We start from the raw sequence: 25655 nt of genomic DNA, 5'->3' as shown, positions 1-25655 counted from the left end.
TGGCTTTTATTTGTTAACTGAATTTCTCATGGAAACTACCGGACAGACAGCGCTTAATGTTTTACAAAGCGTTTTTGGATTCAATGCTTTTCGTCATAACCAGCAAACCATCGTCGATCATGTGATTGCCGGTGGTGATGCGCTGGTGTTGATGCCGACTGGCGGTGGTAAATCTTTGTGTTATCAAATTCCGGCTTTAATTCGTGCGGGAACCGGAGTTGTAGTTTCACCATTAATTGCCTTGATGCAGGATCAGGTGATGGCGTTGCAACAACTGGGCGTAAACGCGGCTTTTTTGAATTCCAGTTTATCGGCTGCTGAAGCCCATGCTGTTGAGACACAGCTTGAAGCCGGCCAGATAGATTTGCTGTATGTGGCACCCGAGCGTTTATTAAATGAACGCACCCTGGCAATGCTATCTCGCATTCAGGTTTCATTGTTTGCCATTGATGAAGCACATTGTGTGTCGCAATGGGGCCATGATTTCCGCCCGGAATATCAGCAGCTGCGTATGTTGCATGAACGCTTTCCGGATATCCCGCGTATTGCGCTGACCGCCACCGCCGATAAACGTACTCGTGTTGAGATCATCGAACAGCTCAATCTGCATGATGCCAATGTGTATCTGAACAGTTTTGACCGCAGCAATATTTTTTATGCCATTGCGGAGGCCAATCAGGCCAAACAACAGCTTTGGCAGTTTATTGAAACTCAGCATGCCAACGATGCCGGGATTGTTTATTGCCTGTCGCGTAAAAAGGTCGAGGCAATTGCTGAGTGGCTGACCGATCAGGGCCGAGTCGCTTTGCCTTATCACGCAGGTTTAACCTCACAAATGCGGGCGCATCATCAGCAGCGTTTTTTACGCGAAGAAGGGGTGATTATTGTCGCCACCATCGCGTTTGGTATGGGTATTGATAAACCCGATGTACGCTTTGTCGCGCATTTAAATCTGCCGAAAAATATCGAAGCCTATTATCAGGAAACCGGTCGCGCCGGGCGTGATGGATTACCGGCCAATGCCTGGATGGCTTATGGGCTGCAGGATGTCATCACCCTGCGTCAGTTTATGCAGAACTCTGATGCACCGGAGATCATCAAACGTGTTGAACATCACAAACTCGATGCGATGTTGGGCTTATGCGAATCCATCAGTTGCCGGCGGCATGCCCTGCTCGCCTATTTTGATGAAACGTCACCAGAAACCTGTGGCCAGTGTGATAACTGTCAGAATCCGCCAGAGCATTTTGATGCCACCGAAGTTGCCCAGAAAGCCTTGTCGTGTGTCTATCGCACCGACCAGCGCTTTGGGGTGAATTACTTAATTGATGTGTTGGTAGGCAGTGACGATGAACGCATCAAGACAAACCAGCATGATCAGCTCAGTACATTCGGCATTGGCTCAGATCTGACCGCCACACAGTGGCGCGGTATCTTCCGACAACTTATTGCCACCGGATATCTGGATATTGATATCAATCGCTATGGTGCGTTGCGCCTTACAGAAAAATGCCGGGCGATTTTACGCGGCGAACAAAAATTGCTGTTGCGTAAACAGCAAGCGAAACAGACTCTCAGCAAAAAAGATAAAAAACAGGCGAGCGTACGACCGCAGGATCAAGAACTATGGGAGGCTTTACGCCAACTACGAACCGAGATCGCCCAGCAAAATGGCGTGCCGCCTTTTGTGATCTTTCATGATTCAACCTTGCAGGAAATGTGTCAGACCCGCCCTAAAGATATGCAAGCCATGGCACGTATTTCAGGTGTTGGCGCACAAAAACTGGAAAATTATGGTCAGCGGTTTTTATCCGTCATTCAGCAACATCCATTATCAGAATTATTAAATAACGGCTTACGCGACACGGTGAATCAAACGTTGATGCTACATGAACAAGGTTTGAATCCTGAGCAGATTGCCAAACAGCGCGAATTGAAAGTGAGCACGGTATACAGTCACTTGTCAGATGGCATTGAAGCTGGTTTGCTGGATGTTAAAAAAGTGCTGGATCTGGCTGATAATGAATTTAATGAAATCATCTCAACCATTGAATCGCTGGGCGATGAAGCTGACAGCTTAAAAAACGTTTTTGAAGCATTGGATGAAGCCTATGACTATGGAGTGATTCGTTGTGTTAGGGCTTCGATTTATTAAATTTTTTAATGGTAAAGTTGTTTGGCTTCTGACTTTTCACATACGCCACCACTCGGCGATATCAACATTTTCCGTAGGTTGGATTGAATTCAATGAAGCCTAACAATTGAAGATGTTTGGCTTTGAAGGTTTCGCCCTATGAGGCGAGTTCATTTTCTTTGTTTGCACCAAAGAAAACGAACCAAAGAAAAGGCACCCCTTGTGCTGGCCTGCGGCTCCCCGATAAAAATGGTTATCTCAGGGAAATCGAAAAAACTCGCTGCGCTCAAACATTCCGATTTCTTATCCTGAGTTAACCATTTTTACCGGCAGCACAAAAGGGGATTTTATCGCCAACCTCAACGGTTCTCCCTAACGCCCTTATGCGAAGCCGAGCATCGCAGAGCTGGTCGGATCAGCATGACGGCTGTTTGACCGTAGGGAGTTTCCGTCATGCCCGACCAGATCGAGAAGCGCAGGGGACCCGCAGGGCGAGCATGGGCTGCCCTTTTGTTTGGTTCGTTTATTTTGGGCAAGCAAAATAAATGAACGCCCAGCGGCAGCGACAAGGTCAAAAATATCAATCAGATTGTTGGGTTTCGTTCCTCAACCCAACCTACCCTGGATTAGGATTCAAGCCGTTTAATTTTATCCACCAACTCCTGAGATTCCTCAGTAAGCACAGCAAACTTTCGCATATCACCATTACGCTGCGCCAACATCGCCTGCTCTTGTTTTTCAGCAAGTTGCTTTTTTAGTTTTTTGACCGGATCTGATTTTAAAAATGAAAACATGAACGTTGCCTCTGGATAGATGTGCTATTCAGAGGCAATCACGTCGCTAAAGTTCATATATTATTTTGAAATCGAATAATCATAATCCACGGTCATTGGCGCATGATCAGAAAAACGTTCATCACGATAAATATCGGTGGCTTTAACTTTGCCTTTTAGGCTTGGGCTCAGAATATGATAATCAATGCGCCACCCGGTGTTATTAGCCCAGGCCTGCCCGCGATTAGACCACCAGGTGTATTCATGTTCAGCTTGCGGCAGTTCACGGAACGCATCGACAAAATTCATCTCATAAAATAATTTATCCAGCCAGGCGCGTTCTTCTGGTAAAAAACCGGAGTTTTTCTGATTGCCTTTCCAGTTACGGATATCTTCGTTTTTATGGGCGATATTCCAGTCACCGCAGATGATTAAATCACGGCCTGAATCTTTCATTTCCTGCATCTTGGTTTCAAAATAAGCCATACAGCGATATTTGACCTGTTGCCGCTCATCGCCAGAAGTACCTGATGGCAGATATAAGGAAATTACGCTCAAATTGCCAAATCTGGCTTCAATATAACGACCTTCGATATCAAACTCGGCATTGCCCATGCCAGTAATAACTTCATCGGGCTGTTGACGGCTGTATATTGCCACACCGCTGTAACCTTTTTTGACCGCGTCGTGGTAATAACAATGATAGCCTTCGGGAGTAAAAATTTTATCTTCCAGTTGATGTACTTGCGCTTTAGTCTCTTGAATACACACTACATCCGCGTCTTGTTTGGCTAACCAGACAAAAAAACCTTTTCGTGCAGCGGCTCGGATCCCATTCAAATTCGCTGTTATAATTCGCATCATTCACTCGTGCTTGAAAAAAGAAGGCATCATACCATTTACAAATGGTAGCAAAATCAGGATAATGCCCGGTTCATATACAAATAGCTGATTCTTAGGAGAAATACTTTGGCAAACTCAGCACAAGCAAAAAAAACGCGCCCGTCAGGCAGAAGTTAGCCGTCAGTTAAACGCTAGTCAGCGTTCTGCGATGCGTACAAAAGTAAAAGCAATTAGAAAAGCAATTATTGCTGGTGATAAAGAACAAGCTGTAGCTGCATTTAAAGCGGCTGTACCCGTTCTGGATCGTATGGCTCGTAAAGGCATCATTCACAAAAACACAGCTGCTCGTGGCAAAAGTCGTTTAAATAACGCTGTCCGCGCAATGTAATTGACTGTTCTATAGAATCAGCTAAAAAAAACCGGCTCTCGCCGGTTTTTTTATGTCTGACATTTATCCAGTCACCACCAAATTATCCCGATGGATTAATTCCGGTTCATCTACATATCCCAATAAGCTTTGAATCGCCTGACTGGGCTGCCCCATGATTCGTACTGCTTCATCTGCACTGTAATTTACCAGACCACGAGCAACTTCCCGACCCTGCAGATCAGTACATAAAACCAGTTCACCACGAGTGAATTGACCATCCACCTGACGCACACCGACCGGTAAAATACTGCGACCATGCTCCTTGATCACCGACACAGCACCGTCATCCAACATCAATCGACCTTTAGGAATTAAATGTCCGGCAAGCCACTGCTGACGGGCTTTAATCGGTTTGATATCCGGCCATAATAACGTGCCCACGCCCTGACCAGCCGCCAGATGACGTAAATTCAATGGATGTTTACCAGATAGAATCACCGTAGTCGCACCGGATCTTGCAGCACGTCTGGCCGCTGCTAATTTAGTTGCCATACCACCGCGACCTAACTCGCCTTTACTATCACCGGCCATACCATCCAGATTTGGATTATTGGCTGCAGAAGCTGCCAACATTCTGGCATCAGGATTCAATCTCGGATCACTATCAAACAAGCCATCCTGATCGGTCAAGATAACCAATACATCTGCTTCAACAAGATTGGCGGTCATTGCGGCTAACGTGTCATTGTCACCGAAACGGATTTCGTCAGTGGCGATGGTATCGTTTTCATTAACGACAGGCAGAATGCCCATCTCAAGCAAAGTATGTAATGCGCTGCGAGCGTTCAAATGGCGACCACGATCAGCCAAGTCAGAATGGGTCAGTAGAATTTGGGCGGTATGAATGCCATGTTGCTCACAAGCAGTGGCATAAGCATGAATAAGTCCCATCTGACCCACACTGGCTGCAGCTTGTAATTGATGCAAAGCATGTGGGCGTCGACGCCAGCCCAGTCTTTGCATACCTGCGGCGACCGAGCCAGAGGTGACTAGAACGATTTCTTTGCCCTGACTTCTCAGCTCGGCAATTTCACCACTTAACCAGCGAATACGATCCACATCCAAGCCTTCTCCCGGCTTGGTTAATAAAGCACTACCAATTTTAATCACCCAACGCTTGGTTGATAAAAGTTGCTGATGCGGATGTTCCACAATTATTCCTCAATGGGGTTAGCGGGAGGCTGCTCACTCTGACGTAAATCATCAAGATATTGCATGATATCTTCACACAACTTCGCGCAACCTTCACCAGTCTGACCACTGATTTTGTAGACAGGACCTTGCCAATTAAGCCGGGTCAACACTTCTTGTGTGAGTTCGTCGCGGATATCATCCGGGACCAAATCCATTTTGTTTAGAATCAACCATTGCGGCTGTTTACCTAGCGCTTCGCTGTAATGGAGTAATTCGCGGTTAATGATATTAACGCTTTCAACCGGATCCTGTTTGACATCGACTGGTGCCATATCAACAAGATGCAAAAGCAATCGAGTGCGGGTTAAATGCTTAAGAAATTGGATACCTAAACCAGCACCTTCTGCCGCTCCTTCAACCAGCCCAGGAATATCGGCAATAACAAAGCTGCGCACATCTTTAAGTGTTACTACACCAAGATTAGGATGCAAAGTTGTAAAAGGATAATCGGCTACTTTGGGCTGCGCGGCAGAAACTTGACTGATAAATGTCGATTTTCCGGCATTAGGTAAACCCAATAAACCAACATCGGCCAATAGTTTCATTTCCAGACGCAAAGTACGCTCTTCGCCTGGGGTTCCGTCTGAGGTTTGGCGAGGCGCGCGATTAATACTGGATTTGTAACGGGCATTACCTAAACCATGCCAGCCACCTTTAGCCACCATCAGTTTGTCACCGTGTTTGGCTAGATCACCAATCAGTTCGTTGGTGTCTTCATCCCAAGCTTCGGTTCCTACAGGAACTTTAATAATCAAATCTTCGCCACGGGCACCGCTACAAAGTTTACCGCGGCCATGTTCGCCACGTTGCGCTTTGAAGTTACGTTTATAGCGGAAATCAATCAGGGTGTTTACTTGTGTATCTGCCAGCAAATACACATCGCCCCCGTCGCCACCATCACCGCCGTCCGGACCACCGAAGGGGATATATTTTTCACGACGAAAGCTCAGGCAACCATTACCGCCGGCACCCGCGCTGATTTTTATTTTCGCTTCATCAACAAATTTCATACTGCCGACCAGATAATTTTTTAATAATTGCCACAAACAAAAAACCCCGCATCAGCGGGGCTTTCAGCTGTTTGCCCCAACGGGCTAACAAATTCTTTATTCAGCGATAACGCTGACAAACATGCGATTGTTCGCACCTTTGGTTTCGAATACAACTTTACCATTGGCTGTCGCAAACAATGTGTGGTCTCTACCGATACCAACGTTACGACCTGCATGGTAACGAGTGCCGCGTTGACGAACCAGAATGTTGCCGCCTAATACTGCTTCACCGCCAAAACGTTTAACACCAAGGCGTTTCGACTCGGAGTCACGACCGTTGCGGGTACTACCACCAGCTTTCTTATGAGCCATGTTAAATCCTCTTTAAATTTGTCAAATCTTAGGCAGTGATGCCAGTGATTTCGATTTCTGTATAAGATTGGCGATGTCCCATCTGTTTCCGATGGTGCTTCCGGCGACGGAATTTGATGATTTTGACTTTGTCCGCACGACCAACTGAGGCCACTGTTGCTGTGACTTTAGCGCCGTCTAAGAAGGGTGCGCCAACTTTAATGTCTTCGCCTTCACCGATCAATAAAACTTCGCCCAGTTCAATGGTATCACCCACTTCACCTGGCAATTTTTCAACACGGAGCTTTTCGCCCTCTTTAACACGGTACTGCTTACCACCAGTCGCGACAATAGCGTACATCGCTTTCTCCAAAAAAATAAATGTTATTGTGGGTAACCCAACAAAAGACCGGGAATTTTAACCGCTTTCTACATACAGATCAAATGCAAATTGAATTATTTGCGAATCACCGTGACCCATGAGAAAGTACGCGTTTAATTAATCTAGACAGGCAGACAAACGCCCCGTGGATATACAATCCATTTACGCACTTATCCAGCAGGATATGGAAGCAGTTGATGCAATGATACAACATCGGCTGCAATCTGATGTTGTACTTATTAATCAGCTCGGACATTACATCATTAATAGTGGTGGTAAACGCTTGCGCCCGGCTATCGCTTTATTAAGTGCTAGAGCATGTAATCATCAGGCATCTGCGCATATTAATCTTGCTACCATTATCGAATTCATTCACACCGCGACTTTGCTGCACGATGATGTAGTCGACAACTCAACGATGCGCAGAGGTCAGGAAACGGCCAACAGCGTTTGGGGAAATGAAGCCAGTGTATTAGTAGGAGACTTTCTCTATACCCGCGCATTCGAAATGATGGTGGAATTGGATTCGATGCGTTTAATGAAAATCCTGTCGCACACTACCAATGTCATCGCTGAGGGTGAAGTTTTACAGTTATTGAATGTGCATGATGCCGACACCACTGAAGAACGTTATCTGCAAGTGATACACCACAAAACCGCCAAATTATTTGAAGCTGCGGGTCAGTTAGGCGCATTAATCAGTAATGCATCTGATGAAATCGAAATGGCTTTAGCTCAATATGCGATGCATCTTGGCAGTGCATTTCAGCTGGTTGATGACTTACTCGATTACAGTGCATCTAGTGAAACCATTGGTAAAAACATTGGCGATGACCTGGCCGAAGGTAAACCGACCATGCCACTTATCTATGCGATGCAACATGGCTCCGCTGATCAGTCAGCTATTATTCGTGAAGCAATTGAACAAGGCCAACGCGATAAAATCAATGACATTATCGAAATCATCCACAGTACTGGCGCAATTGATTACACAGCGGCAGCGGCACGTAAAGAAGCCGAACAGGCTAAAGCCAATCTCAATATCGTTGCAGATTCACAGTACAAAGCGGCTTTAGTAGGTTTGGCCGATTTTGCTGTGTCACGTCAATTTTAGTTGCTGAATTATGATTGTTTATCCGTTTTGTCTATTTGAACCAGCTTGGTTAGGCTAATAACTATGGCTGAAATATATAAATATCACATGTTCATCTGCACTCATCAACGTGATGATGGCACTGATTATTGCGAAGAACATGGCGCGCAATCGCTGCGCGACTACGCCAAGCAACGGGTCAAAGATCTCAAATTAAAAAAAGTCCGCGTCAATAATTCCGGTTGCCTTAATCGCTGCAAACTAGGCCCGATTATGGTGATTTATCCCGAAGGAGTTTGGTATCAATATCAGGATAAAGCCGATATTGACGAAATCATCGACACCCATTTAGTGAACGGTAAAATTGTTGAGCGCTTGTTAAAATGACACCTCAGCAGTATTGCCGGGATAAAGCGGCGAAAAGCGGCTCCAGTTTCTACTATAGTTTTCTTTTTTTACCCACCAAAAAACGTGACGCCATTATGGCGTTATATGCTTTTTGCCGCGAAGTAGATGATGCTGTCGATGAAATCAGTGATCCATTGGTTGCAGCACAAACTCTGGCTTGGTGGCGTCAGGAAATCTCCAATACGTTTAACGGACAAGCCACACATCCGGTTGGTAAAGCTTTAGCTGATGCCTTGCAAGATTTTGATCTGCATGAAGAATATTTCCACGAGATCATTGACGGCATGGAAATGGATTTAACCCAACATCGTTATCCAGCCTATAAAAACCTAGCCTTATATTGTCACCGTGTTGCCAGTGTTGTCGGCCTGCTTTCAGCACAGATCTTCGGTTTCTCAGATCGGCAAACTTTAAAATTTGCCGAGAAACTGGGTCTCGCTTTTCAACTCACCAATATTATCCGCGATGTACGGGAAGACGCTGAACGTGGTCGTATATATTTGCCTTTAGATGAAATGCAACAATTTGGGGTTAGCGAACAAAGCATTCTGGCTTTGCAGCAAACTGATGAATTAACCGCATTACTGCAGTTCCAGGCAAAACGTGCGGAGCAGTATTATCAGGAGGCTATGCAGCTATTGCCGCCACAAGACAGACATCATCAATGCACTGCGTTGATAATGGCTGAAATCTACCGTACTACTTTGCAGGAAATTTCCCGCGATAATTTTCAGGTGATGAAGCAGCGTATTTCACTCACCCCCATCCGTAAATTATGGCTAGCCTGGCGTACTTTGCGACGTGAAAAAAAGCTCGCCAAAAGTCACCCGTAATATGTCACCCATCATTATCGGTGGTGGCTGGAGTGGGCTTGCGGCAGCAGTACGTTTAGCTGAAGCGGGAAAAAACCCCATACTGTTTGAAGCAGCCAAACAACTTGGCGGCCGAGCCCGAACAGTCAAATGGCAAAATATTGAGATTGATAATGGCCAGCATCTGATGATAGGCGCTTATCAACAAATGTTGGATCTGCTGCATCGGGTTGGCATAGAAGAAAACCAAGTATTCCAACGCAAGTCATTAGATCTGCAAATCCTCGATCCGCATTTTCAGCCATTACATTTGAAAGCTCATGCTTTATTAGCCTGGCCATTGGCCATGTTACCTAAACTGTATTCCAGTCTTGGCTGGCGGGACTTGTTGAACTTCTGGTCCCTGGTTCGGCAACTGAATTCACCCGATAAAACGCATAATTTGACAGTGTCTCAATGGTGCAACGCAACAGGACAATCCTCACGGCTTATTTCACAATTGTGGACACCATTATGTCTGGCGATTATGAACACGCCTATAAATCAGGCATCTGCCAATGTGTTTGCAGCCACCTTAAGTGATAGCCTGCTTTCAAAACGTCATTCTGCCGACTTGCTTATCCCCAAAAAGCCTTTGGGTGATGTATTACCAGAACCCTGTAAGGAATTTATTCTCAAGCATGGCGGCGACATAAAAATCCAAACCAGAATTGAGAAGATTGTAATCGATGCGGGCAAAGTGACAGGCATTGTGACTGCTGACGATGACTTTATTGCCACAGAAAATATAATTGTTGCCTTAGCACCAAATGCACTGCATAAACTTTTAGCTGAGCAGCTTAATTTATCCAAGGTAACGGAATACCCTATTACGACGTTGTATTTACAATATCCGTCACAGGTAAGACTTCATCATCCAATTATTGGGTTGAGTAACAGGCTGTCACAATGGATATTTGATCGCTCTGAACAATCCCCCGGCTTGATCGCGATAGTGATAAGTGGTCCCGGCGCTCATGAATCTTTCACTAAACAACAGCTGATTGATGAGGTGATTGTCGATTTAAAAAAAGTTTTACCTTATCTACCTGATACTTATCTGGCAGCTCATTTGATTCGGGAAAAACGAGCAACTTTTAGTTGTGGGGTGGTTGAAAACAGCCAGCGACCCAGCTGCAAAACAGCCATTCAGGGGCTATGGATCGCTGGAGACTATGCTGAGAATCCTTATCCAGCCACTTTGGAAAGTGCTGTGATGAATGGTTATCGTGCAGCAGAAAATATTTTAGTGGGAAATTTACCCTAACAACCTGTCGATATACTTGTAATTGCTTGTTATACTCGCCAATTAGTCTATTTAAACCTAAAGAGGGGATGTCATGTTAAATCGTATGCGTTTAATTTTTACCGGTCTTTTTCTGAGCATGGCACTGATTGCCTGCAGTAACGAAAGCGATAACGCTGTTACCGATAGCAGTGAAACAGAAACTACTGCTCCTGCAGCTGTTGAATCAGCGCCTGAAGCTACCGAAGCAACTGGTGACGAAAGTGCAAATGCCATCCAAGCGGGTATGACAAGAGATGAACTTATCTCAGCTTACGGCGAACCTGATATTGCTCAAGAAAGAACATTAGATCAAATGAATATGGAAACACTGGAATGGCACAATGATGATGCTTTGATCATTGCCCAATTATTAGATGGCAAAGTAACTTACGGTCGTATTGTTCCTAAATCTGAATAAAGTCTGTGATGTTGTCCCAAGCTGAGCAATCCATACTCAGTAATAAGGTTGTCTTGGTTACCGGTGCCCTTGGCGGCATCGGTAGCGAAGTTGCTTTGGCCTACGCCAGACATGGTGCAACCATCATTCTGCTCGATAAAAATATTGCTCAGCTAGAAAAGCTGTACGACGTTATCCTGCAGGAAACCGGTATTGAACCTGCTATCTTTCCTGTGGACTTCAAAGGCGCAAATGCCGACGATTACCAGCAGCTGGCTCAAACAATCAAAAATACCTTTGGACAATTAGATGGATTAGTTCATTGTGCTGCAGATGTGGGTCAGTTAGCTCCAATTGCCAACCAAGATATCAGACAGTGGACCGAGACACTGCAGGTAAATTTAACTGCCACTTATTTGCTGACGCATGCTTGTCTAAACTTATTACAATCCACCGAGCAACAAAGTTTTATCATTTTCACCACTGACAGCCAACATGATAAGGCCTACCGTGGTGCCTATGGTCTTAGCAAAGCAGCTTTAGAATGTTTCTGTCATCAGTTATCTCTCGAAATGGAAGCCGCTGGAAAAGTCAGAGTCAATTGTATCGACCCCGGCCAGGTTAAAACCAAATTGCATGCTAGAGTTTACCCTGCTGCAGACCCTCAACATTTACCAGAACCGACTGCTGTAATACCGGCATATCTTTACCTTGCCAGCGACCAAAGCGGCCATTTACATGGCCAATGCTTGAATGCACAGATGGAATTACCCGTCAAGGTTTTGGCGTAACAATCTAACACACTGTATTTATTGACAATTTACACCATGGCATATTTTTAGCATGGTTATTGTAAATTTTCTTATTTACGAGCGTGTTATATGGTTCATTTACTGCATTCAGACACAACAAATCTGCGACGTTTAGAGCAAAACACTGTTTCCGTCATACAAGCAGGTCCGATTTCAGCTGAACGCGATGATGCTTTAGCCAAACTGCCATTGATTTTGCAGACATCGCTCGATACCAGACAGTTACTCAGATTGTTTGATGAACAAATAAAACCCTTACTCGCCCACAATGGTTTGCAATTTACCCACCCTGATAACAAGTTTGAATTCAGACTGGGAAACAACCGCCACCATAAATGCAACTATCAGCTCGAGATAGACCAAGAGTATCTTGGGCAATTAACCTTTAGTCGTGCTTATCGCTTTTCTGATAATGAGATCCGGCTGTTAGAAGATTTGCTTTGCAAACTTATCTATCCACTGCGCAACAGCCTGCAATATGCCCGAGCATTGGATGCGGCATTAACTGATACCTTAACGCAACTTCCTAATCGCCAAGCCTATAAAAATACTATTGAACGTGAAATTGACCTGGCCCATCGTTTGCGATTGCCATTGTCATTATTAGTGCTGGACATTGATTACTTTAAAAATATCAACGACAGTTTCGGTCATCAGGTCGGTGACGAAACTTTATGCCGTGTTGCAGATACTTTACTCGCCAGCTTAAGACGTAGCGATGCGCTGTTTCGTATCGGTGGTGAAGAATTCGCGATAGTGCTAAGCCACAGCCATCATGAAGCGGCTCTGCTTGCTGCAGAACGGCTTCGGACAGCTATTTACGAATTGAACCAATCCAATACCGATCAAAAGTTTCCCATTTCAATCAGTATTGGTCTGGCAGAGTTGTGCGTAGGCGAATCAGCAGATAGTTTGTTTCTAAAAGCCGATGAAGCGTTATATCAGGCAAAATTTGCCGGTCGCAATCAGGTTGTTACATCCCGAGTGACAGCTTAGCGATCACTACGTCCACGAATACGCGGACCTCTTTTGCTTGGTGATGTGTCGCTGCCAGCAGATCTTGGAGCAGTCTTTTTTGCCGCTTTTGCGGATTTATCCGGCCACTTTGTAGATTTTGCTGCTTTTTCTTTTTCGACGGGCGCTGGCGCTTCCTTTTTACCCGAAATCTTTTCTGCTGGAGCTCCGCGTTTAGTGGCTTTAGCTTTTAATCCCGCCTCTTCATACAAATATTCCAGCTCTTTACCTTCCAGCATCATCCAGCGGCCAGGCTTAAGCTTATTAGGCATAATTACAGGCCCGTAACGCAAACGAACCAAGCGACTCACCTGTACACCCTGGCTTTCCCATAAGCGTCTTACTTCACGGTTACGACCTTCCTGAATCACCACATGAAACCAGGTATTAGCACCTTCTCCCCCACCGGGCTGAATATCAGAAAAATGCGCTTTACCATCTTCCAACTCGACCCCATCGCGCAACGTCTGCATCATTTCCGACGTGACTTCACCGAGAACACGAACCGCATATTCACGATCCATTTCGTTGGATGGATGCATTAACTGATTCGCCAGTTCCCCATCCGTTGTCAGGATAATTAAGCCACTGGTATTTAAATCAAGTCGGCCAACGCTCACCCAGCGACCTTCTTCCGGTACTGGCAAAGATTGGTAGATCGTTCTGCGACCTTCGGGATCACTGCGGGTACATACTTCACCTACCGGCTTGTGATAAAGCAAAACCTGCGGCATGCTTTGTTGCCAGATCCGCTTGGATGATAAAGGCCTGCCCTCAAGCGTTACTCTATCTTTTTCAGAAATTTGATCGCCTAGCGTTGCAGCCACGCCATTAACGAGTAATTTGCCATCTTTGATCCAGCTCTCGATTAATCGACGTGAACCATAACCGGCTCGCGCCAGTACTTTTTGTATTCTTTCAGCCATGATAATTTTTCCTTAGGCTATTTATTTGGGCTATTTATAAGCCAGACCCATTGCTGCACGCACTTCACTCAATGTTTCCTGAGCTACTTCTCTTGCTGCAGCACTGCCATCATCAATAATACGTCGTACATCTTCTGGATGCCGGCTGAAATCATCCGCCCGTTCGCGGATAGGTTTAAGTTCGGCAATAACCGAATCAATAAGCGGACCTTTACAATCCAGGCAACCGATCCCAGCAGTACGGCAGCCTTGTTGAACCCATTGCTTCTGATCTTCATCAGAATAAACTTCATGTAATTGCCACACTGGACATTTATCCGGCTCACCCGGATCGGTGCGACGCACACGGTTAGGATCAGTTGGCATACGTTTGATTTTTTCAGCAACAGACTGATCTGATTCACGTAACGAAATCGTGTTGCCATATGATTTGGACATTTTCTGTCCGTCCAGTCCTGGCATTTTCGAAGCAGGTGTTAGGAGCGCTTTGGGTTCAGGCAAAATAACTTTACCGCCACCTTCCAGAAAACCAAACAGCCTTTCCATATCGCCAAGTGCCAGATTTTGCTGGTTTTTCAATAACTCACGAGCAGTTTGTAAAGCTTCTGCATCGCCTTGCTCCTGATAGGCTTTACGCAAAGTGTTATACAACTTGGCGTTTTTCTTACCCATCTTTAAGACTGCCGCTTCAGCTTTCTCTTCAAAGTCTTTTTCACGGCCATAGATATGATTAAACCGGCGCGCTACTTCACGAGTTAACTCAACATGCACCACCTGATCTTCACCGACCGGCACCTGGCCCGCACGATAAATCAAAATATCAGCACTTTGCAGTAAGGGATAACCCAAAAAGCCATAAGTCGACAGATCTTTTTCTTTGAGTTTTTCCTGCTGATCTTTGTAGGTTGGTACGCGTTCCAGCCAGGATAAAGGCGTGATCATGGATAATAATAAATGCAATTCGGCATGTTCAGGCACCCGAGATTGCAGAAACAATGAAGCTGATGAAGGCTCAATACCCGCCGCCAGCCAATCAATCACCATTTCCCAGACACTGTCTTCAATCACCCGACTATCTTCATAGTGCGTGGTTAAGGCATGCCAGTCAGCAACGAAAAAGAAGCAATCAAATTCGTGTTGTAGTTTAATCCAATTTTTCAGTACACCATGATAATGCCCCAAATGCAGCTGCCCTGTAGGGCGCATGCCTGAAACAATGCGACGTGACTGATACGCTACCGTGTCCAAAATAATCTCCTGATGAGCTTGCTCAATTCAGTGTTTTACAGAATAAAAAATACTTGCATCGGCATATCAAAGATAAATGCCAGCAATCCCATATACGCCTGCATCATAGGCCATAAAATCATCATAACGATGCCAAAATAGAGTAACGCCAATAAGATAAAAAAGCCGTAAGGTTCTATTTTTTCAACCCGCCAGGCCAAATGCGGCGGCAGAATACTGACCAATACTCTGCCACCATCAAGTGGTGGCAATGGCAGTAGATTCAATAACATCAACATGCCGTTGACCAATACACCGGCCACGCCCATATAAATCATCGGTCCGGAAATCAGCACATCATTCACTGCCAACAATAAACCAATCTTGGCAATCATGGCCCAGAAAAATCCCATCACTAAATTGGCTCCTGGACCAGCCAAAGCCACCCAAGCCATATCTCTTTTTGGATTTCGCAGGTTTTGGAAAGTAACAGGAACCGGTTTGGCCCAGCCAAACATAAAACCGGTAAACATAAGCAACAATCCGGGTACCAGAATTGTGCCCAGAGGATCGATATGTTTGATTGGATTCAGTGTCAGACGGCCCATCATCTGCGCGGTTTTATCGCCCAGTTTCAACGCGGCCCAACCGTGAGCAACTTCATGTACGGTAATGGCAAACAACACTGGTAATGTCCAGATGATGATCTTCTGGATCAGTGTAAACTCATCACCCATGAAGTTTATCCACACCGCCCATATAAGCACGAAGTGGCTCAGGAATCATCACGCTGCCATCAGCTTGCTGATGGTTTTCCAGAATAGCCAATAAGGTCCGGCCAACGGCCAGTCCTGATCCATTTAACGTATGAACCAGTTCCGGTTTACCGGTTTCAGGATTACGCCAGCGCGCCTGCATACGACGCGCCTGAAAATCCCCGAAGTTACTGCATGAAGATATTTCACGATAGGTATACTGACTCGGTAACCAGACTTCCAAATCATAGGTTTTGCTGGATGCAAAGCCCATATCACCAGTGCAGAGCAGCATCTTACGATAAGGCAAGTCGAGCATTTGCAGGATTTTTTCGGCTTGGCCGGTCAATTGTTCATGCGCTTCAGCAGAGTTTTCTGGCGCAACAATCTGTACCAGCTCGACCTTTTCAAATTGATGCTGACGAATCAAACCACGGACATCACGGCCATGTGATCCGGCTTCACTACGAAAACATGGCGTATGTGCAACAAATTTCAATGGCATCTGTGCAGCATCAACAATACTGTCACGCACTATATTGGTTACCGGAACTTCAGCGGTAGGGATCAGATAGAGCTGGCCATCATCCACAGCAAATAAATCTTCGGCAAACTTGGGCAGCTGTCCGGTTCCGCGTAAAGAGTCGGCATTGACCAGATAAGGAACATAAGTCTCGGTATAACCATGATCGGTTATATGAGTATCGAGCATTAGCTGAATTAACGCTCGTTGCAGTCTTGCAAGTTGTCCGGTTAAGGTGACAAAACGCGCCCCGGTTATCTTAGCGGCCGTTTCAAAATCCATCTGCTGCAAACCTGCGCCCAGATCCACATGATCTTTCGGTGCAAAATCAAATTGTCTTGGCGTGCCCCAACGTGAGACTTCGACATTGTCATGTTCATCTTTACCCGCTGGCACATCGTCCTGTGGGATATTGGGAATACCCATCGCCAAATCGTTCAGCTGTTCCAATACTTTGGCAAGTCTAAGTTCAGCGGCTTTATGCTGATCACCTAAATCATCAATTTCGGCAAGCAATGGGGCAATATCTTCACCGGAAGCTTTGGCTTTACCAATCATTTTGGAACGCGCATTACGTTCGGTCTGTAATGTCTGCGCATCCAGCTGCGCCTGACGGCGTTCAGCTTCCAGCGTTTCCAACAAACTGACATCCAGTTGAAAGCCGCGGCGAGCCAAACCTGACGCCACTAACTGCGGTTCAGTTCGTAATAATTTGAGGTCTAACATGTTAAATTCCGCTTTGTACTGGCCAGCTGACAATATGATCAGCTTCCACCATAGTTTTTATTGTGTTGATGATATCGTTTATTTGTTCTGGTTTATCAAAAAACTCGATAACCATTGGCAAATCTGATGACAGATCTAATAACGATGCTTTATGCACCAGACCGTCAGAACCTAAGCCGGCTATTCCCCGGAATACGGTAAAACGGATTTTATTCTGTTCCAGCCATTTAAGGACTTGTCTTACTTCATTACGTCCATCAGATAAATAAATTCTAACCAATATCAAGTTCATAACTGTCTTCCCAGGCTTATGCCTACCCAGGTAGCGGCAAGGCACAACACCACGCTTAAAAACACATTTAATCCCGCTTTGAGAAATGCACCATCTTCTAACAGGCTAAAGGTTTCCAGAGAAAAGGTGGAAAAGGTGGTAAATGCGCCAAGCAATCCAACCATCAAACCTGCCCGCCACTCTGCTGCAACCGCCAATTTTTCAATCAACAGAATAAACAGTACTCCGATAAGCAGAGAGCCTAAAACATTAACCGCCAATGTCCCATAAGGAAAATCACGGCCGAGCATTTTATAAACACCGTTGGACATAACAAAACGCAATAGAGCACCAGCAGCGCCGCCAACAGCGATAGCGAAAATTTGTAACACGGTACAAGCCCTGAAAAGACTAAGTGAGGTATTTTACCTGAATCGTGATAAAGACTGGCAGCGAATGTATCCCAAGCAAATCAACCTTAATTTAACTTGGGTGCCAACTCTCCGCTGCGATAACGTTCGACCATGTTTTGTAGTGAGATTGGTTTGATCTTACTGGCATGTCCAGCACTGCCAAATGCCTCGTAACGTGCCTGACAAATCGCCTGCATTGCTTTGGTCGCTTCTTTGTAAAACTTACGCGGATCAAACACCGCAGCATTTTTTTCATCGGTTAAAAACTTGCGGATAGAGCCGGTAGAAGCCATTCGTAAATCGGTATCAATATTCACCTTACGCACACCGTATTTAATGCCTTCGACAATTTCTTCGACTGGCACACCATAGGTTTGCCCGATATCCCCACCATGGGTATTAATGATTTCCAACCAGTCCTGCGGCACGGAGCTGGAGCCATGCATCACAAAATGGGTAGTCGGCAAACGTTGTTGCAAGGTTTTTAAATGGCTGATGGCCAGAACATCGCCGGTAGGCGGTTGGGTAAACTTATAAGCACCATGGCTGGTTCCAATAGCAACTGCCAAGGCATCCACCTGGGTGAGTTTGACAAACTCCACCGCTTCATCTGGATCAGTCAATAACTGACTGTGATCCAATTTACCTTCCGCACCATGACCATCTTCTTCACCCATCATGCCGGTTTCCAAGGATCCCAGACAACCGAGTTCACCTTCTACTGAGACGCCACAGGCATGCGCCATTTCGCTGACTTTGCGAGTGACGTTCACGTTATAGTCAAAATCTGAAGGCGTTTTCATGTCTTCCATCAATGAGCCATCCATCATCACCGAACTGAAACCCGATTGAATGGATCGCGCGCAGATAGCCGGATTCGCACCATGATCTTGATGCATGACTAAGGGAATATGCGGATAAGCCTCGATTGCCGCCAGAATAAGATGGCGAAGAAATGGTTCGCCGGCATAGTCGCGGGCCCCGGCACTGCCCTGCATAATCACCGGGCTATCAACTGCATCAGCCGCCTGCATGATGGCATGAACCTGTTCCATATTGCTTACATTGAATGCAGGTATGGCGAATTGGTGCTCTGCTGCATAATCCAATAGTTGTCTCATTGAAACTAATGCCATTTGCTGCTCTCCGATTGAAGCTGATTATTCAGTTTGATTTGCTTTGGATCTTGGTTCTACCAGTTCCCCAACACGTACAATTTTTATGGCATTGGTACTGCCTTGCACTTCAAGATCACCTTTGGTGATGATGACTATATCACCATCGTTCACTACGCCACGACGTTGCAATTCTTCAATGACTTCTTTGTTTAATGTCGCATGATCGGTATGTTCAACAACAAAGCTTACCGGATAGACGCCACGATATAAGGTCACTCTACGCCTTGTTGCGACGTGCGGCGTTAATGCAAAAATAGGAATGCCCGAGCTGACTCGTGACATCCATAACGTTGAAGAGCCGGATTCTGTTAATGCGGCAATCGCTTTAACGTCCAGATGATTAGCGGTGTACATGGCTGCCATAGCGATGGCTTCATCTATGCGTTCAAATTGTGAATCCATCCGGTGGCGTGAAACACGTATTTCACGCTGCTGTTCGGCCTGCAGGCAAATGCGATCCATGGCTTCGATGACTTTGACCGGGAAATGACCCACTGCTGTTTCTCCCGACAACATAACCGCATCGGTACCGTCCAGTACTGCATTGGCAACATCAAACACTTCTGCGCGGGTGGGAATTGGACTGAGTATCATCGACTCCATCATCTGGGTCGCCGTAATGGTCAGCTTATTCATTCGCCTTGCTTTGGCAATTATTTGTTTTTGAATAGGTGGTAATGCCGCATCACCCATTTCAACACCCAAATCACCGCGAGCAACCATAATGCCTTCTGATGCTTCAATAATGGCATCAATATCATCAAGTGCTTCGGCCCGTTCAATTTTGGCAATAATGCCACCATAACCACCGGCCTCACGCAATAAACGACGCGCTAAATGAATATCATCGGCACAACGAGGAAAAGATATCGCCACGTAATCTGCCTGCATATCGGCAGCAGTTTGCATATCAGTCATATCTTTCGGAGTCAGAGCTGCGGCAGACAAACCTCCACCTAAACGGTTGATACCTTTGTTATCCGTCAGCATACCGCCAACTGTTACACGGCAATGGATCTGCTGGTCAATGACCGAGTCCACCCATAACACAATGCGACCATCATCAAGCAGTAGCGTATCACCACGTTTTACATCTTGGGGTAGCGCTTTATAGTCAACCCCGACCTGAGTGTTGTCACCTACATCATCCGCCAGCGCCGCATTGAGGATAAACATCTCATTCTCAATCAGTTTTACCCCAGCATGCTTAAAGCGAGCAATGCGAATCTTTGGACCTTGTAAATCAACCAAAACACCCACTTGTCGACCGAAGGCTCTGGCACGATTACGTACCCGTTCAGCCATCTCAATATGTGATTGAGCAGAGCCATGAGAAAAATTTAGGCGAACCACATCCATACCCGCCGATATCATCGCGTCAAGAACAGCAGGATCTTTTGTCGCGGGGCCTAAGGTTGCAACAATTTTCGTTCTTCGACGGGCAGACATATTAAATACTCATTGATTACTCGCGGGCACGTTGCTCCAGAATTTCCACTGCCGGCAATTTGTTACCCTCAAGGAATTCCAGGAAGGCGCCACCACCAGTTGAAATATAAGAAACATCATCACAAACTTTGTATTTCGACACTGCGGCTAAAGTGTCTCCACCGCCAGCGATAGAAAAAGCCTTGGATTCAGCGATCGCCATCGCAATTTCTTTGGTGCCTTCGCTGAACTGACTAAATTCGAACACACCCAGCGGGCCATTCCATACTACCGTACCAGCGTTTTTAATAATTTCAACCAGTTCAGCTGCGGATTTAGGACCGATATCAAAAATCATATCCTCATCAGTCACCTGATCAACAGGTTTTAGTTCTGCTTCGGCATTTTCAGCAAAAAATTTGCCGCAGACCACGTCTTTCGGCACCGGAATATTACCGCCTCGACTGATAGCGTCTGCAGATAATCTTTTACAGGTATCAATTAAATCAGGTTCGTAGAGTGACTTACCCACATTATGACCGGCCGCGGCAATAAAGGTATTGGCAATACCACCACCCACAATCAATTGATCCACTTTTTTCGATAAGGTTTCGAGAACGGTAAGTTTGGTGGAAACTTTGGAACCACCGACAATAGCAACCATCGGTCTGGCAGGATTATCCAGTGCTTTTGATAGCGCCTCCAATTCAGCCGACAATAACGGGCCTGCACAGGCAATACCAGCATATTTGGCAATACCATGGGTAGAAGCATGGGCACGATGCGCGGTACCAAAGGCATCCATTACAAATACGTCACACATTTTGGCCATACGTTTTGCCAGCGCATCATCATTGGCTTTTTCACCAATATTAAAACGCACGTTTTCACAAAGCACGACTTCACCCGCTTCAACCGGAATAAATTCGGGTTCTAGCCAGTTTTGTTCCAGGCGAACTGGCATTTCCAGTAGGGCTGAAAGAAAATTGGCAACAGGCGCCAAAGAATATTTATGCTCATATTCACCTTCGATCGGCCGCCCAAGGTGCGACATGATCATCACTTTTGCACCTTTCTCCAATGCCAGTTTAATGGTCGGCAAGGAGGCAAGGATGCGAGTGCCATCTGCCACAACGCCAGACTTGAGCGGTACATTCAAATCCTGGCGTATTAGCACGCGTTTTCCTGCCAAATCCAAATCGGCCATCTTGATTACTGACATAAAGTGTTGCCCTCTAGTAGGTAATTTTTGTGAACTAGTTCTGATTATAGCCTTCACGTTACATAAAAAAAGGCTTCCTTTACAGGAAGCCTTGAAATAGTGGTCGAAAAGACGCTCGTTGTTTTATCCAGCTACATGTTCAACCAAACGCATCATATTGCAGGTATAGCCATATTCGTTGTCATACCATGCAACTACTTTGACAAACGTGCTATCCAACGCAATACCAGCGCCTGCATCAAAGTTTGATGGAGCGGTATGCCCACGGAAATCGGTTGATACAACATTTTCGTCGGTATAACCTAATACGCCTTTCAGTTCGCCTTCGGCAGCGGTTTTCATTGCCGCGCAAATCGCTTCATAGCTGGCGTCACTGTTTAACTCAACAGTTAAGTCGACCACTGAAACATCCGATGTGGGAACACGAAACGCCATACCCGTTAATTTGCCATTTAATTCCGGCAGCACCTTACCAACTGCTTTAGCAGCGCCAGTAGAGGAAGGAATGATATTTTCCAGAATACCGCGACCACCGCGCCAATCTTTCATTGACGGCCCATCAACGGTTTTTTGGGTCGCTGTTGCAGCGTGTACGGTAGTCATTAAGCCACGTTTGATACCAAAACTGTCATGCAACACTTTGGCAACGGGTGCCAATGCGTTGGTGGTACAGGAAGCGGCTGAAACAATGGCTTCGCCCGCATAAGACTCATGGTTCACACCATAGACAAACATCGGTGTGTGATCTTTAGAAGGCGCTGATTGCACCACTTTCTTAGCGCCAGCATCGATATGCGCCTGGCAGGATTCTTCAGTCAGGAAAAAGCCGGTACATTCAATAATCAAATCGGCGCCGACTTCATCCCATTTCAAATCAGCAGGATTACGTTCAGCCGTAACACGAATGGTCTTGCCGTTAACAACCAGATGGCCATCCTTAACGTCGACATCGCCATCAAAGCGGCCATGAACGGAATCATATTTGAGCATATAAGCCAGATATTCCGGATCCAGCAAATCGTTGATTGCCACAATCTCTATCTCAGGAAAATCTTTTGCTGCAGCTCGAAATGCCATACGGCCAATACGACCAAAACCATTAATACCCACTTTGATAGTCATCTTATTTCCTCTGAATCAGTTTTATTATTCTGTCTCATAACTACAATCTTAATAAAAACCACAGTTATCAGACAGACTAGGGTCTGTATATAAAAATGGCCAGTAGATATGAATCTACTGGCCATTTCCTTTTACTTCGCTAAGAACAGCTCTTTATTACAGAACTGATTTAACTGTTTTTACAACGTTTTCGACAGTAAAGCCGAAATGTTTCATCAAAACACCGCCTGGAGCAGATTCACCGAAGGTATCGATACCAACAGTGCCGCCTTCCAGACCAACGTATTTACGCCAGAAGTCAGTTACACCGGCTTCAACAGAAACACGTTTTACACCTGGTGTCAGAACGCTGTCTTTGTATGCTTGATCTTGACGATCAAAGACGTTGGTTGAAGGCATAGATACAACGCGAGCGTTGATGCCTTCTTCTGCTAATGCTTCCTGAGCTTTAGCAGCCAGATCCACTTCTGAACCAGTTGCAATCAGGATCACATCAGCTTTACCGCCTTTCGCTTCAGACAGAACGTATGCACCCTTGCGGATAGCATCAAAGTCAGACGCTTCATGTTTACGACCTGGAATGCCTTGACGGCTCAGTACCAAGCTAGTCGGGCCATCCATTCGCTCAACGGCACATGTCCACGCAACCGCAACTTCAACAGAATCCGCAGGACGCCATACATCCATATTCGGAATGTAACGCAGACCAGCAGTGTTTTCGATTGGTTGGTGAGTAGGACCGTCTTCACCCTGACCGATTGAGTCATGTGTTAACACAGCGATAGTACGTTGTTTCATCAACGCAGCCATACGCAGAGCTGATTTCGCATAGTCAGAGAACATGTGGAAAGTACCACCGAATGGCAGCAAACCACCGTGCAACGCCATACCGTTCATGATCGCGTACATACCAAATTCACGAACACCGTATGAAATGTAGTTGCCTGGCTCTTTACCAGAAACATGTTTGAAGCTTGAGCAGCTTGTCAGGTTAGAACCTGTCAAGTCAGCTGAACCACCCAGGAATTCAGGCAAAATCGGCGCCAAAGCAGCAATTGCTTTTTGAGAAGCTTGACGTGAAGCCAGGTTTTCCGCTTTTTCATTGGTTTCAGCAATGAATGCATCAGTGGCTTGCTTCCAGTTAGCAGGTAATTCACCCGCCATACGGCGTTTGAATTCTGCAGCTAATTCTGGATACTCTTTTTCATACGCTGCAAATTTTTCATTCCATGCAGCTTCTGCAGCATCGCCTTTATCTTTTGCATTCCAACCAGCATAAACATCTTCTGGAATAACAAATGGCTCGTATTCCCAACCCAATTGTTTACGAGTCAGTGCAACTTCTTCTTCACCTAATGCAGCGCCGTGGCAATCATGGCTTGCACATTTGTTAGGTGAACCGTAACCGATAATGGTTTTACAGCAAATTAAAGATGGTTTGTCAGTGACTTTTTTAGCTTCTGCAATGGCTTTGTTGATTGCATCAGCATCGTGACCATCAACAGATTGAACGTGCCAGCCGTAAGCTTCAAAACGTTTTACGGTGTCATCGGTGTACCAGCCATCAATGTGACCATCGATAGAGATATTGTTGTCATCCCAGAATGCGATCAGGTTGCCCAGGCCCCAAGTACCAGCCAAAGCACATGCTTCATGAGAAACACCTTCCATCAAGCAGCCATCGCCCATGAATACATAGGTGTGATGGTTAACGATGTCATGGCCTGGTTTGTTGAACTGGTCAGCCATTAATTTTTCAGCCATCGCAAAACCAACACCGTTGGTGATACCTTGACCTAATGGACCAGTAGTGGTTTCTACGCCTGGTGCATAACCGTATTCAGGGTGACCCGCACATTGTGAATGCAACTGACGGAATGTGCTGATGGATTCCATCGGCAAATCATAGCCACTCAAATGCAACAATGAGTAAATCAGCATAGAGCCGTGGCCGTTAGACAAGATGAAACGATCACGATCAGCCCATTTCGGGTTGTTCGGGTTATGTTTCATGTGGTCATTCCACAATACTTCAGCGATATCCGCCATACCCATTGGGGCACCTGGATGGCCGGAATTCGCTTTTTGCACTGCATCCATACTTAATGCACGGATTGCATTTGCTAAATGTCTACGTGTAGCCATTATCTACGTTCTCCTATTAAAAAAAATTAAGCTGCCCGCCATTTGATGGAACAGCCCATACTTGGTATCTGTTGTTCTGGACCATGACCTGTTTTAGCAACATGCTGCATCGCTTCAAATAGATCACGGCGTACGTCCGCTGGAGCGGCTTCTTTGCGGCTGGCATCAAGGCGGCCACGATACTGCAACGTCAGATCTTGGTTATATCCAAAAAAATCCGGTGTGCATACCGCGCCATAGGCTTGAGCAACCTCTTGGGTTTCGTCATACAGATAAGGGAAAGAAAACCCGTTTTGTTCGGCAACCAGTTTCATATTGTCGAATGAGTCTTCAGGATAATCAGCGACATCATTGGCAGAAATCGCCACAGAATTGATGCCAAGTTGTTTGAGTTCGTTGGTATCACGAACCAGTCTGTCCATGATGGCTTTAACATACGGGCAGTGATTACAGATAAACATAACCAATAGGCCATTTTCGCCACGACAGTTGTCTAACGTCCAAATCTTGCCATCAGTGCCTGGCAAAGAAAAGTCGATGGCTGGCTGGCCAAATTCACATATTGGTGTTTCTGTACTAACCATAGGCTTCCGTTAGATTTTTTTAAGATTTTCGACGCACATTCAGCCGAAAATGACCGTTATGGAAATAAATTGCGACTCGGGATCGTACCAGAAAAAATTTAACAACGCTAAATTAGGAATCTCAGCAGAAACCAGAACTTAGTAGCAGATGGCGACAATGTCGAATCAGTTTA

General features: G+C 45.7%; 26 protein-coding genes and 1 pseudogene. 9 read left to right on the top strand and 18 right to left on the bottom strand.

What is annotated here, in order from left to right; genetic code table 11:
- Window positions 1–28: 28 nt before the first annotated feature.
- Complete coding sequence (gene recQ / locus A9E74_RS04515; protein WP_069295457.1) at window positions 29–2155, top strand: DNA helicase RecQ; 2127 nt, start codon at window positions 29–31, stop codon at window positions 2153–2155.
- A gap of 605 nt (window positions 2156–2760) precedes the next feature.
- Here the strand turns inward: recQ and A9E74_RS14205 are convergent.
- Together A9E74_RS14205 and A9E74_RS04510 are read right to left on the bottom strand one after the other, a co-directional pair.
- Window positions 2761–2928: a DUF6435 family protein gene (locus tag A9E74_RS14205; RefSeq protein ID WP_136554864.1), complete on the bottom strand. Its 168-nt coding sequence runs from the start codon at window positions 2926–2928 to the stop codon at window positions 2761–2763.
- Window positions 2929–2988: 60 nt separating this feature from the next.
- Window positions 2989–3768, bottom strand: coding sequence for an exodeoxyribonuclease III (locus tag A9E74_RS04510; protein WP_069295456.1), 780 nt, complete (start codon window positions 3766–3768; stop codon window positions 2989–2991).
- Window positions 3769–3876: 108 nt separating this feature from the next.
- Between A9E74_RS04510 and rpsT the strand changes: the two are divergent.
- Window positions 3877–4138 (top strand): annotated as a pseudogene (gene rpsT, locus A9E74_RS04505) (30S ribosomal protein S20).
- Between the two features lie 63 nt (window positions 4139–4201).
- On the opposite strand, the gene proB reads toward rpsT, so the two are convergent.
- The 4 genes from proB to rplU all read right to left on the bottom strand — a co-directional run bounded on the left by proB (window position 4202) and on the right by rplU (window position 7078).
- Window positions 4202–5332: a glutamate 5-kinase gene (gene proB, locus A9E74_RS04500; RefSeq protein WP_069295454.1), complete on the bottom strand. Its 1131-nt coding sequence runs from the start codon at window positions 5330–5332 to the stop codon at window positions 4202–4204.
- A 2-nt stretch (window positions 5333–5334) separates the two neighbouring features.
- Window positions 5335–6384 (bottom strand): Obg family GTPase CgtA, encoded by a 1050-nt coding sequence (gene cgtA, locus A9E74_RS04495; RefSeq protein WP_069295497.1) that lies wholly within the window; start codon window positions 6382–6384, stop codon window positions 5335–5337.
- A 96-nt stretch (window positions 6385–6480) separates the two neighbouring features.
- Window positions 6481–6738, bottom strand: a complete 258-nt coding sequence (gene rpmA / locus A9E74_RS04490) for a 50S ribosomal protein L27 (protein ID WP_014705802.1) — start codon at window positions 6736–6738, stop codon at window positions 6481–6483.
- 28 nt (window positions 6739–6766) lie between these two features.
- Window positions 6767–7078: a 50S ribosomal protein L21 gene (gene rplU, locus A9E74_RS04485; protein WP_069295453.1), complete on the bottom strand. Its 312-nt coding sequence runs from the start codon at window positions 7076–7078 to the stop codon at window positions 6767–6769.
- Between the two features lie 166 nt (window positions 7079–7244).
- Here rplU and ispB point away from each other — a divergent pair, with 166 nt between their 5' ends.
- The 7 genes from ispB to A9E74_RS04450 all read left to right on the top strand — a co-directional run bounded on the left by ispB (window position 7245) and on the right by A9E74_RS04450 (window position 12944).
- Window positions 7245–8213 carry an octaprenyl diphosphate synthase gene (ispB, locus tag A9E74_RS04480; protein WP_069295452.1) on the top strand — a complete coding sequence of 323 codons (969 nt, stop codon included), beginning with the start codon at window positions 7245–7247 and terminating at the stop codon, window positions 8211–8213.
- Window positions 8214–8276: 63 nt separating this feature from the next.
- The gene (locus A9E74_RS04475) at window positions 8277–8579 is read left to right on the top strand and encodes a (2Fe-2S) ferredoxin domain-containing protein (protein WP_069295451.1); all 303 of its coding nucleotides are present in this window, start codon (window positions 8277–8279) and stop codon (window positions 8577–8579) included.
- Window positions 8576–9433, top strand: a complete 858-nt coding sequence (gene hpnD, locus A9E74_RS04470; protein ID WP_069295450.1) for a presqualene diphosphate synthase HpnD — start codon at window positions 8576–8578, stop codon at window positions 9431–9433. The genes A9E74_RS04475 and hpnD overlap by 4 nt, the downstream gene beginning before the upstream one ends.
- A complete protein-coding gene (gene hpnE, locus A9E74_RS04465) occupies window positions 9402–10718 on the top strand; it encodes a hydroxysqualene dehydroxylase HpnE (RefSeq protein ID WP_084002916.1) in 1317 nt (438 codons plus the stop codon). The genes hpnD and hpnE overlap by 32 nt, the downstream gene beginning before the upstream one ends.
- A gap of 73 nt (window positions 10719–10791) precedes the next feature.
- Window positions 10792–11157 (top strand): hypothetical protein, encoded by a 366-nt coding sequence (locus A9E74_RS04460; RefSeq protein ID WP_069295449.1) that lies wholly within the window; start codon window positions 10792–10794, stop codon window positions 11155–11157.
- Between the two features lie 8 nt (window positions 11158–11165).
- The gene (locus tag A9E74_RS04455) at window positions 11166–11927 is read left to right on the top strand and encodes an SDR family NAD(P)-dependent oxidoreductase (RefSeq protein ID WP_069295448.1); all 762 of its coding nucleotides are present in this window, start codon (window positions 11166–11168) and stop codon (window positions 11925–11927) included.
- 90 nt (window positions 11928–12017) lie between these two features.
- A complete protein-coding gene (locus A9E74_RS04450) occupies window positions 12018–12944 on the top strand; it encodes a GGDEF domain-containing protein (RefSeq protein WP_069295447.1) in 927 nt (308 codons plus the stop codon).
- On the opposite strand, the gene rluB is transcribed toward A9E74_RS04450, so the two are convergent.
- The 12 genes from rluB to A9E74_RS04390 form a co-directional block, all read right to left on the bottom strand.
- Window positions 12941–13888, bottom strand: a complete 948-nt coding sequence (rluB, locus tag A9E74_RS04445) for a 23S rRNA pseudouridine(2605) synthase RluB (RefSeq protein ID WP_069295446.1) — start codon at window positions 13886–13888, stop codon at window positions 12941–12943. The two genes, A9E74_RS04450 and rluB, sit on opposite strands and share 4 nt — an antisense overlap.
- Before the next feature lie 30 nt (window positions 13889–13918).
- Window positions 13919–15136 (bottom strand): tryptophan--tRNA ligase, encoded by a 1218-nt coding sequence (locus tag A9E74_RS04440; protein ID WP_176718903.1) that lies wholly within the window; start codon window positions 15134–15136, stop codon window positions 13919–13921.
- Between the two features lie 35 nt (window positions 15137–15171).
- Window positions 15172–15852, bottom strand: a complete 681-nt coding sequence (locus A9E74_RS04435; RefSeq protein WP_069295445.1) for a site-2 protease family protein — start codon at window positions 15850–15852, stop codon at window positions 15172–15174.
- Window positions 15845–17119 (bottom strand): serine--tRNA ligase, encoded by a 1275-nt coding sequence (gene serS, locus A9E74_RS04430; protein ID WP_069295444.1) that lies wholly within the window; start codon window positions 17117–17119, stop codon window positions 15845–15847. Before serS ends, A9E74_RS04435 begins: the two co-directional genes overlap by 8 nt.
- Before the next feature lies 1 nt (window position 17120).
- Window positions 17121–17411 carry a DUF190 domain-containing protein gene (locus A9E74_RS04425; RefSeq protein ID WP_069295443.1) on the bottom strand — a complete coding sequence of 97 codons (291 nt, stop codon included), beginning with the start codon at window positions 17409–17411 and terminating at the stop codon, window positions 17121–17123.
- Window positions 17408–17782, bottom strand: a complete 375-nt coding sequence (gene crcB, locus A9E74_RS04420) for a fluoride efflux transporter CrcB (RefSeq protein WP_084002914.1) — start codon at window positions 17780–17782, stop codon at window positions 17408–17410. The genes A9E74_RS04425 and crcB overlap by 4 nt, the downstream gene beginning before the upstream one ends.
- An 86-nt stretch (window positions 17783–17868) precedes the next feature.
- Window positions 17869–18939 (bottom strand): class II fructose-bisphosphate aldolase, encoded by a 1071-nt coding sequence (fba, locus tag A9E74_RS04415; protein WP_069295442.1) that lies wholly within the window; start codon window positions 18937–18939, stop codon window positions 17869–17871.
- A gap of 24 nt (window positions 18940–18963) precedes the next feature.
- On the bottom strand, window positions 18964–20430 hold the full coding sequence (pyk, locus tag A9E74_RS04410) for a pyruvate kinase (RefSeq protein WP_069295441.1): 1467 nt from the start codon (window positions 20428–20430) through the stop codon (window positions 18964–18966).
- Between the two features lie 16 nt (window positions 20431–20446).
- The gene (locus tag A9E74_RS04405; RefSeq protein WP_069295440.1) at window positions 20447–21631 is read right to left on the bottom strand and encodes a phosphoglycerate kinase; all 1185 of its coding nucleotides are present in this window, start codon (window positions 21629–21631) and stop codon (window positions 20447–20449) included.
- A gap of 123 nt (window positions 21632–21754) precedes the next feature.
- A complete protein-coding gene (gene gap / locus A9E74_RS04400) occupies window positions 21755–22753 on the bottom strand; it encodes a type I glyceraldehyde-3-phosphate dehydrogenase (RefSeq protein WP_069295439.1) in 999 nt (332 codons plus the stop codon).
- A gap of 156 nt (window positions 22754–22909) precedes the next feature.
- Window positions 22910–24898 (bottom strand): transketolase, encoded by a 1989-nt coding sequence (gene tkt / locus A9E74_RS04395; protein WP_069295438.1) that lies wholly within the window; start codon window positions 24896–24898, stop codon window positions 22910–22912.
- A 26-nt stretch (window positions 24899–24924) separates the two neighbouring features.
- Entirely contained in the window at window positions 24925–25482 is a 558-nt protein-coding gene (locus A9E74_RS04390; protein WP_069295437.1) for a thioredoxin family protein, read from the bottom strand.
- Window positions 25483–25655: the final 173 nt, after the last annotated feature.

It is taken from the genome of Methylophaga muralis (assembly GCF_001720165.1).
GTDB lineage: Bacteria > Pseudomonadota > Gammaproteobacteria > Nitrosococcales > Methylophagaceae > Methylophaga > Methylophaga muralis.
Note: the sequence above shows the minus strand (reverse complement) of the source record. Positions and strands in the feature narration are given on the sequence as shown.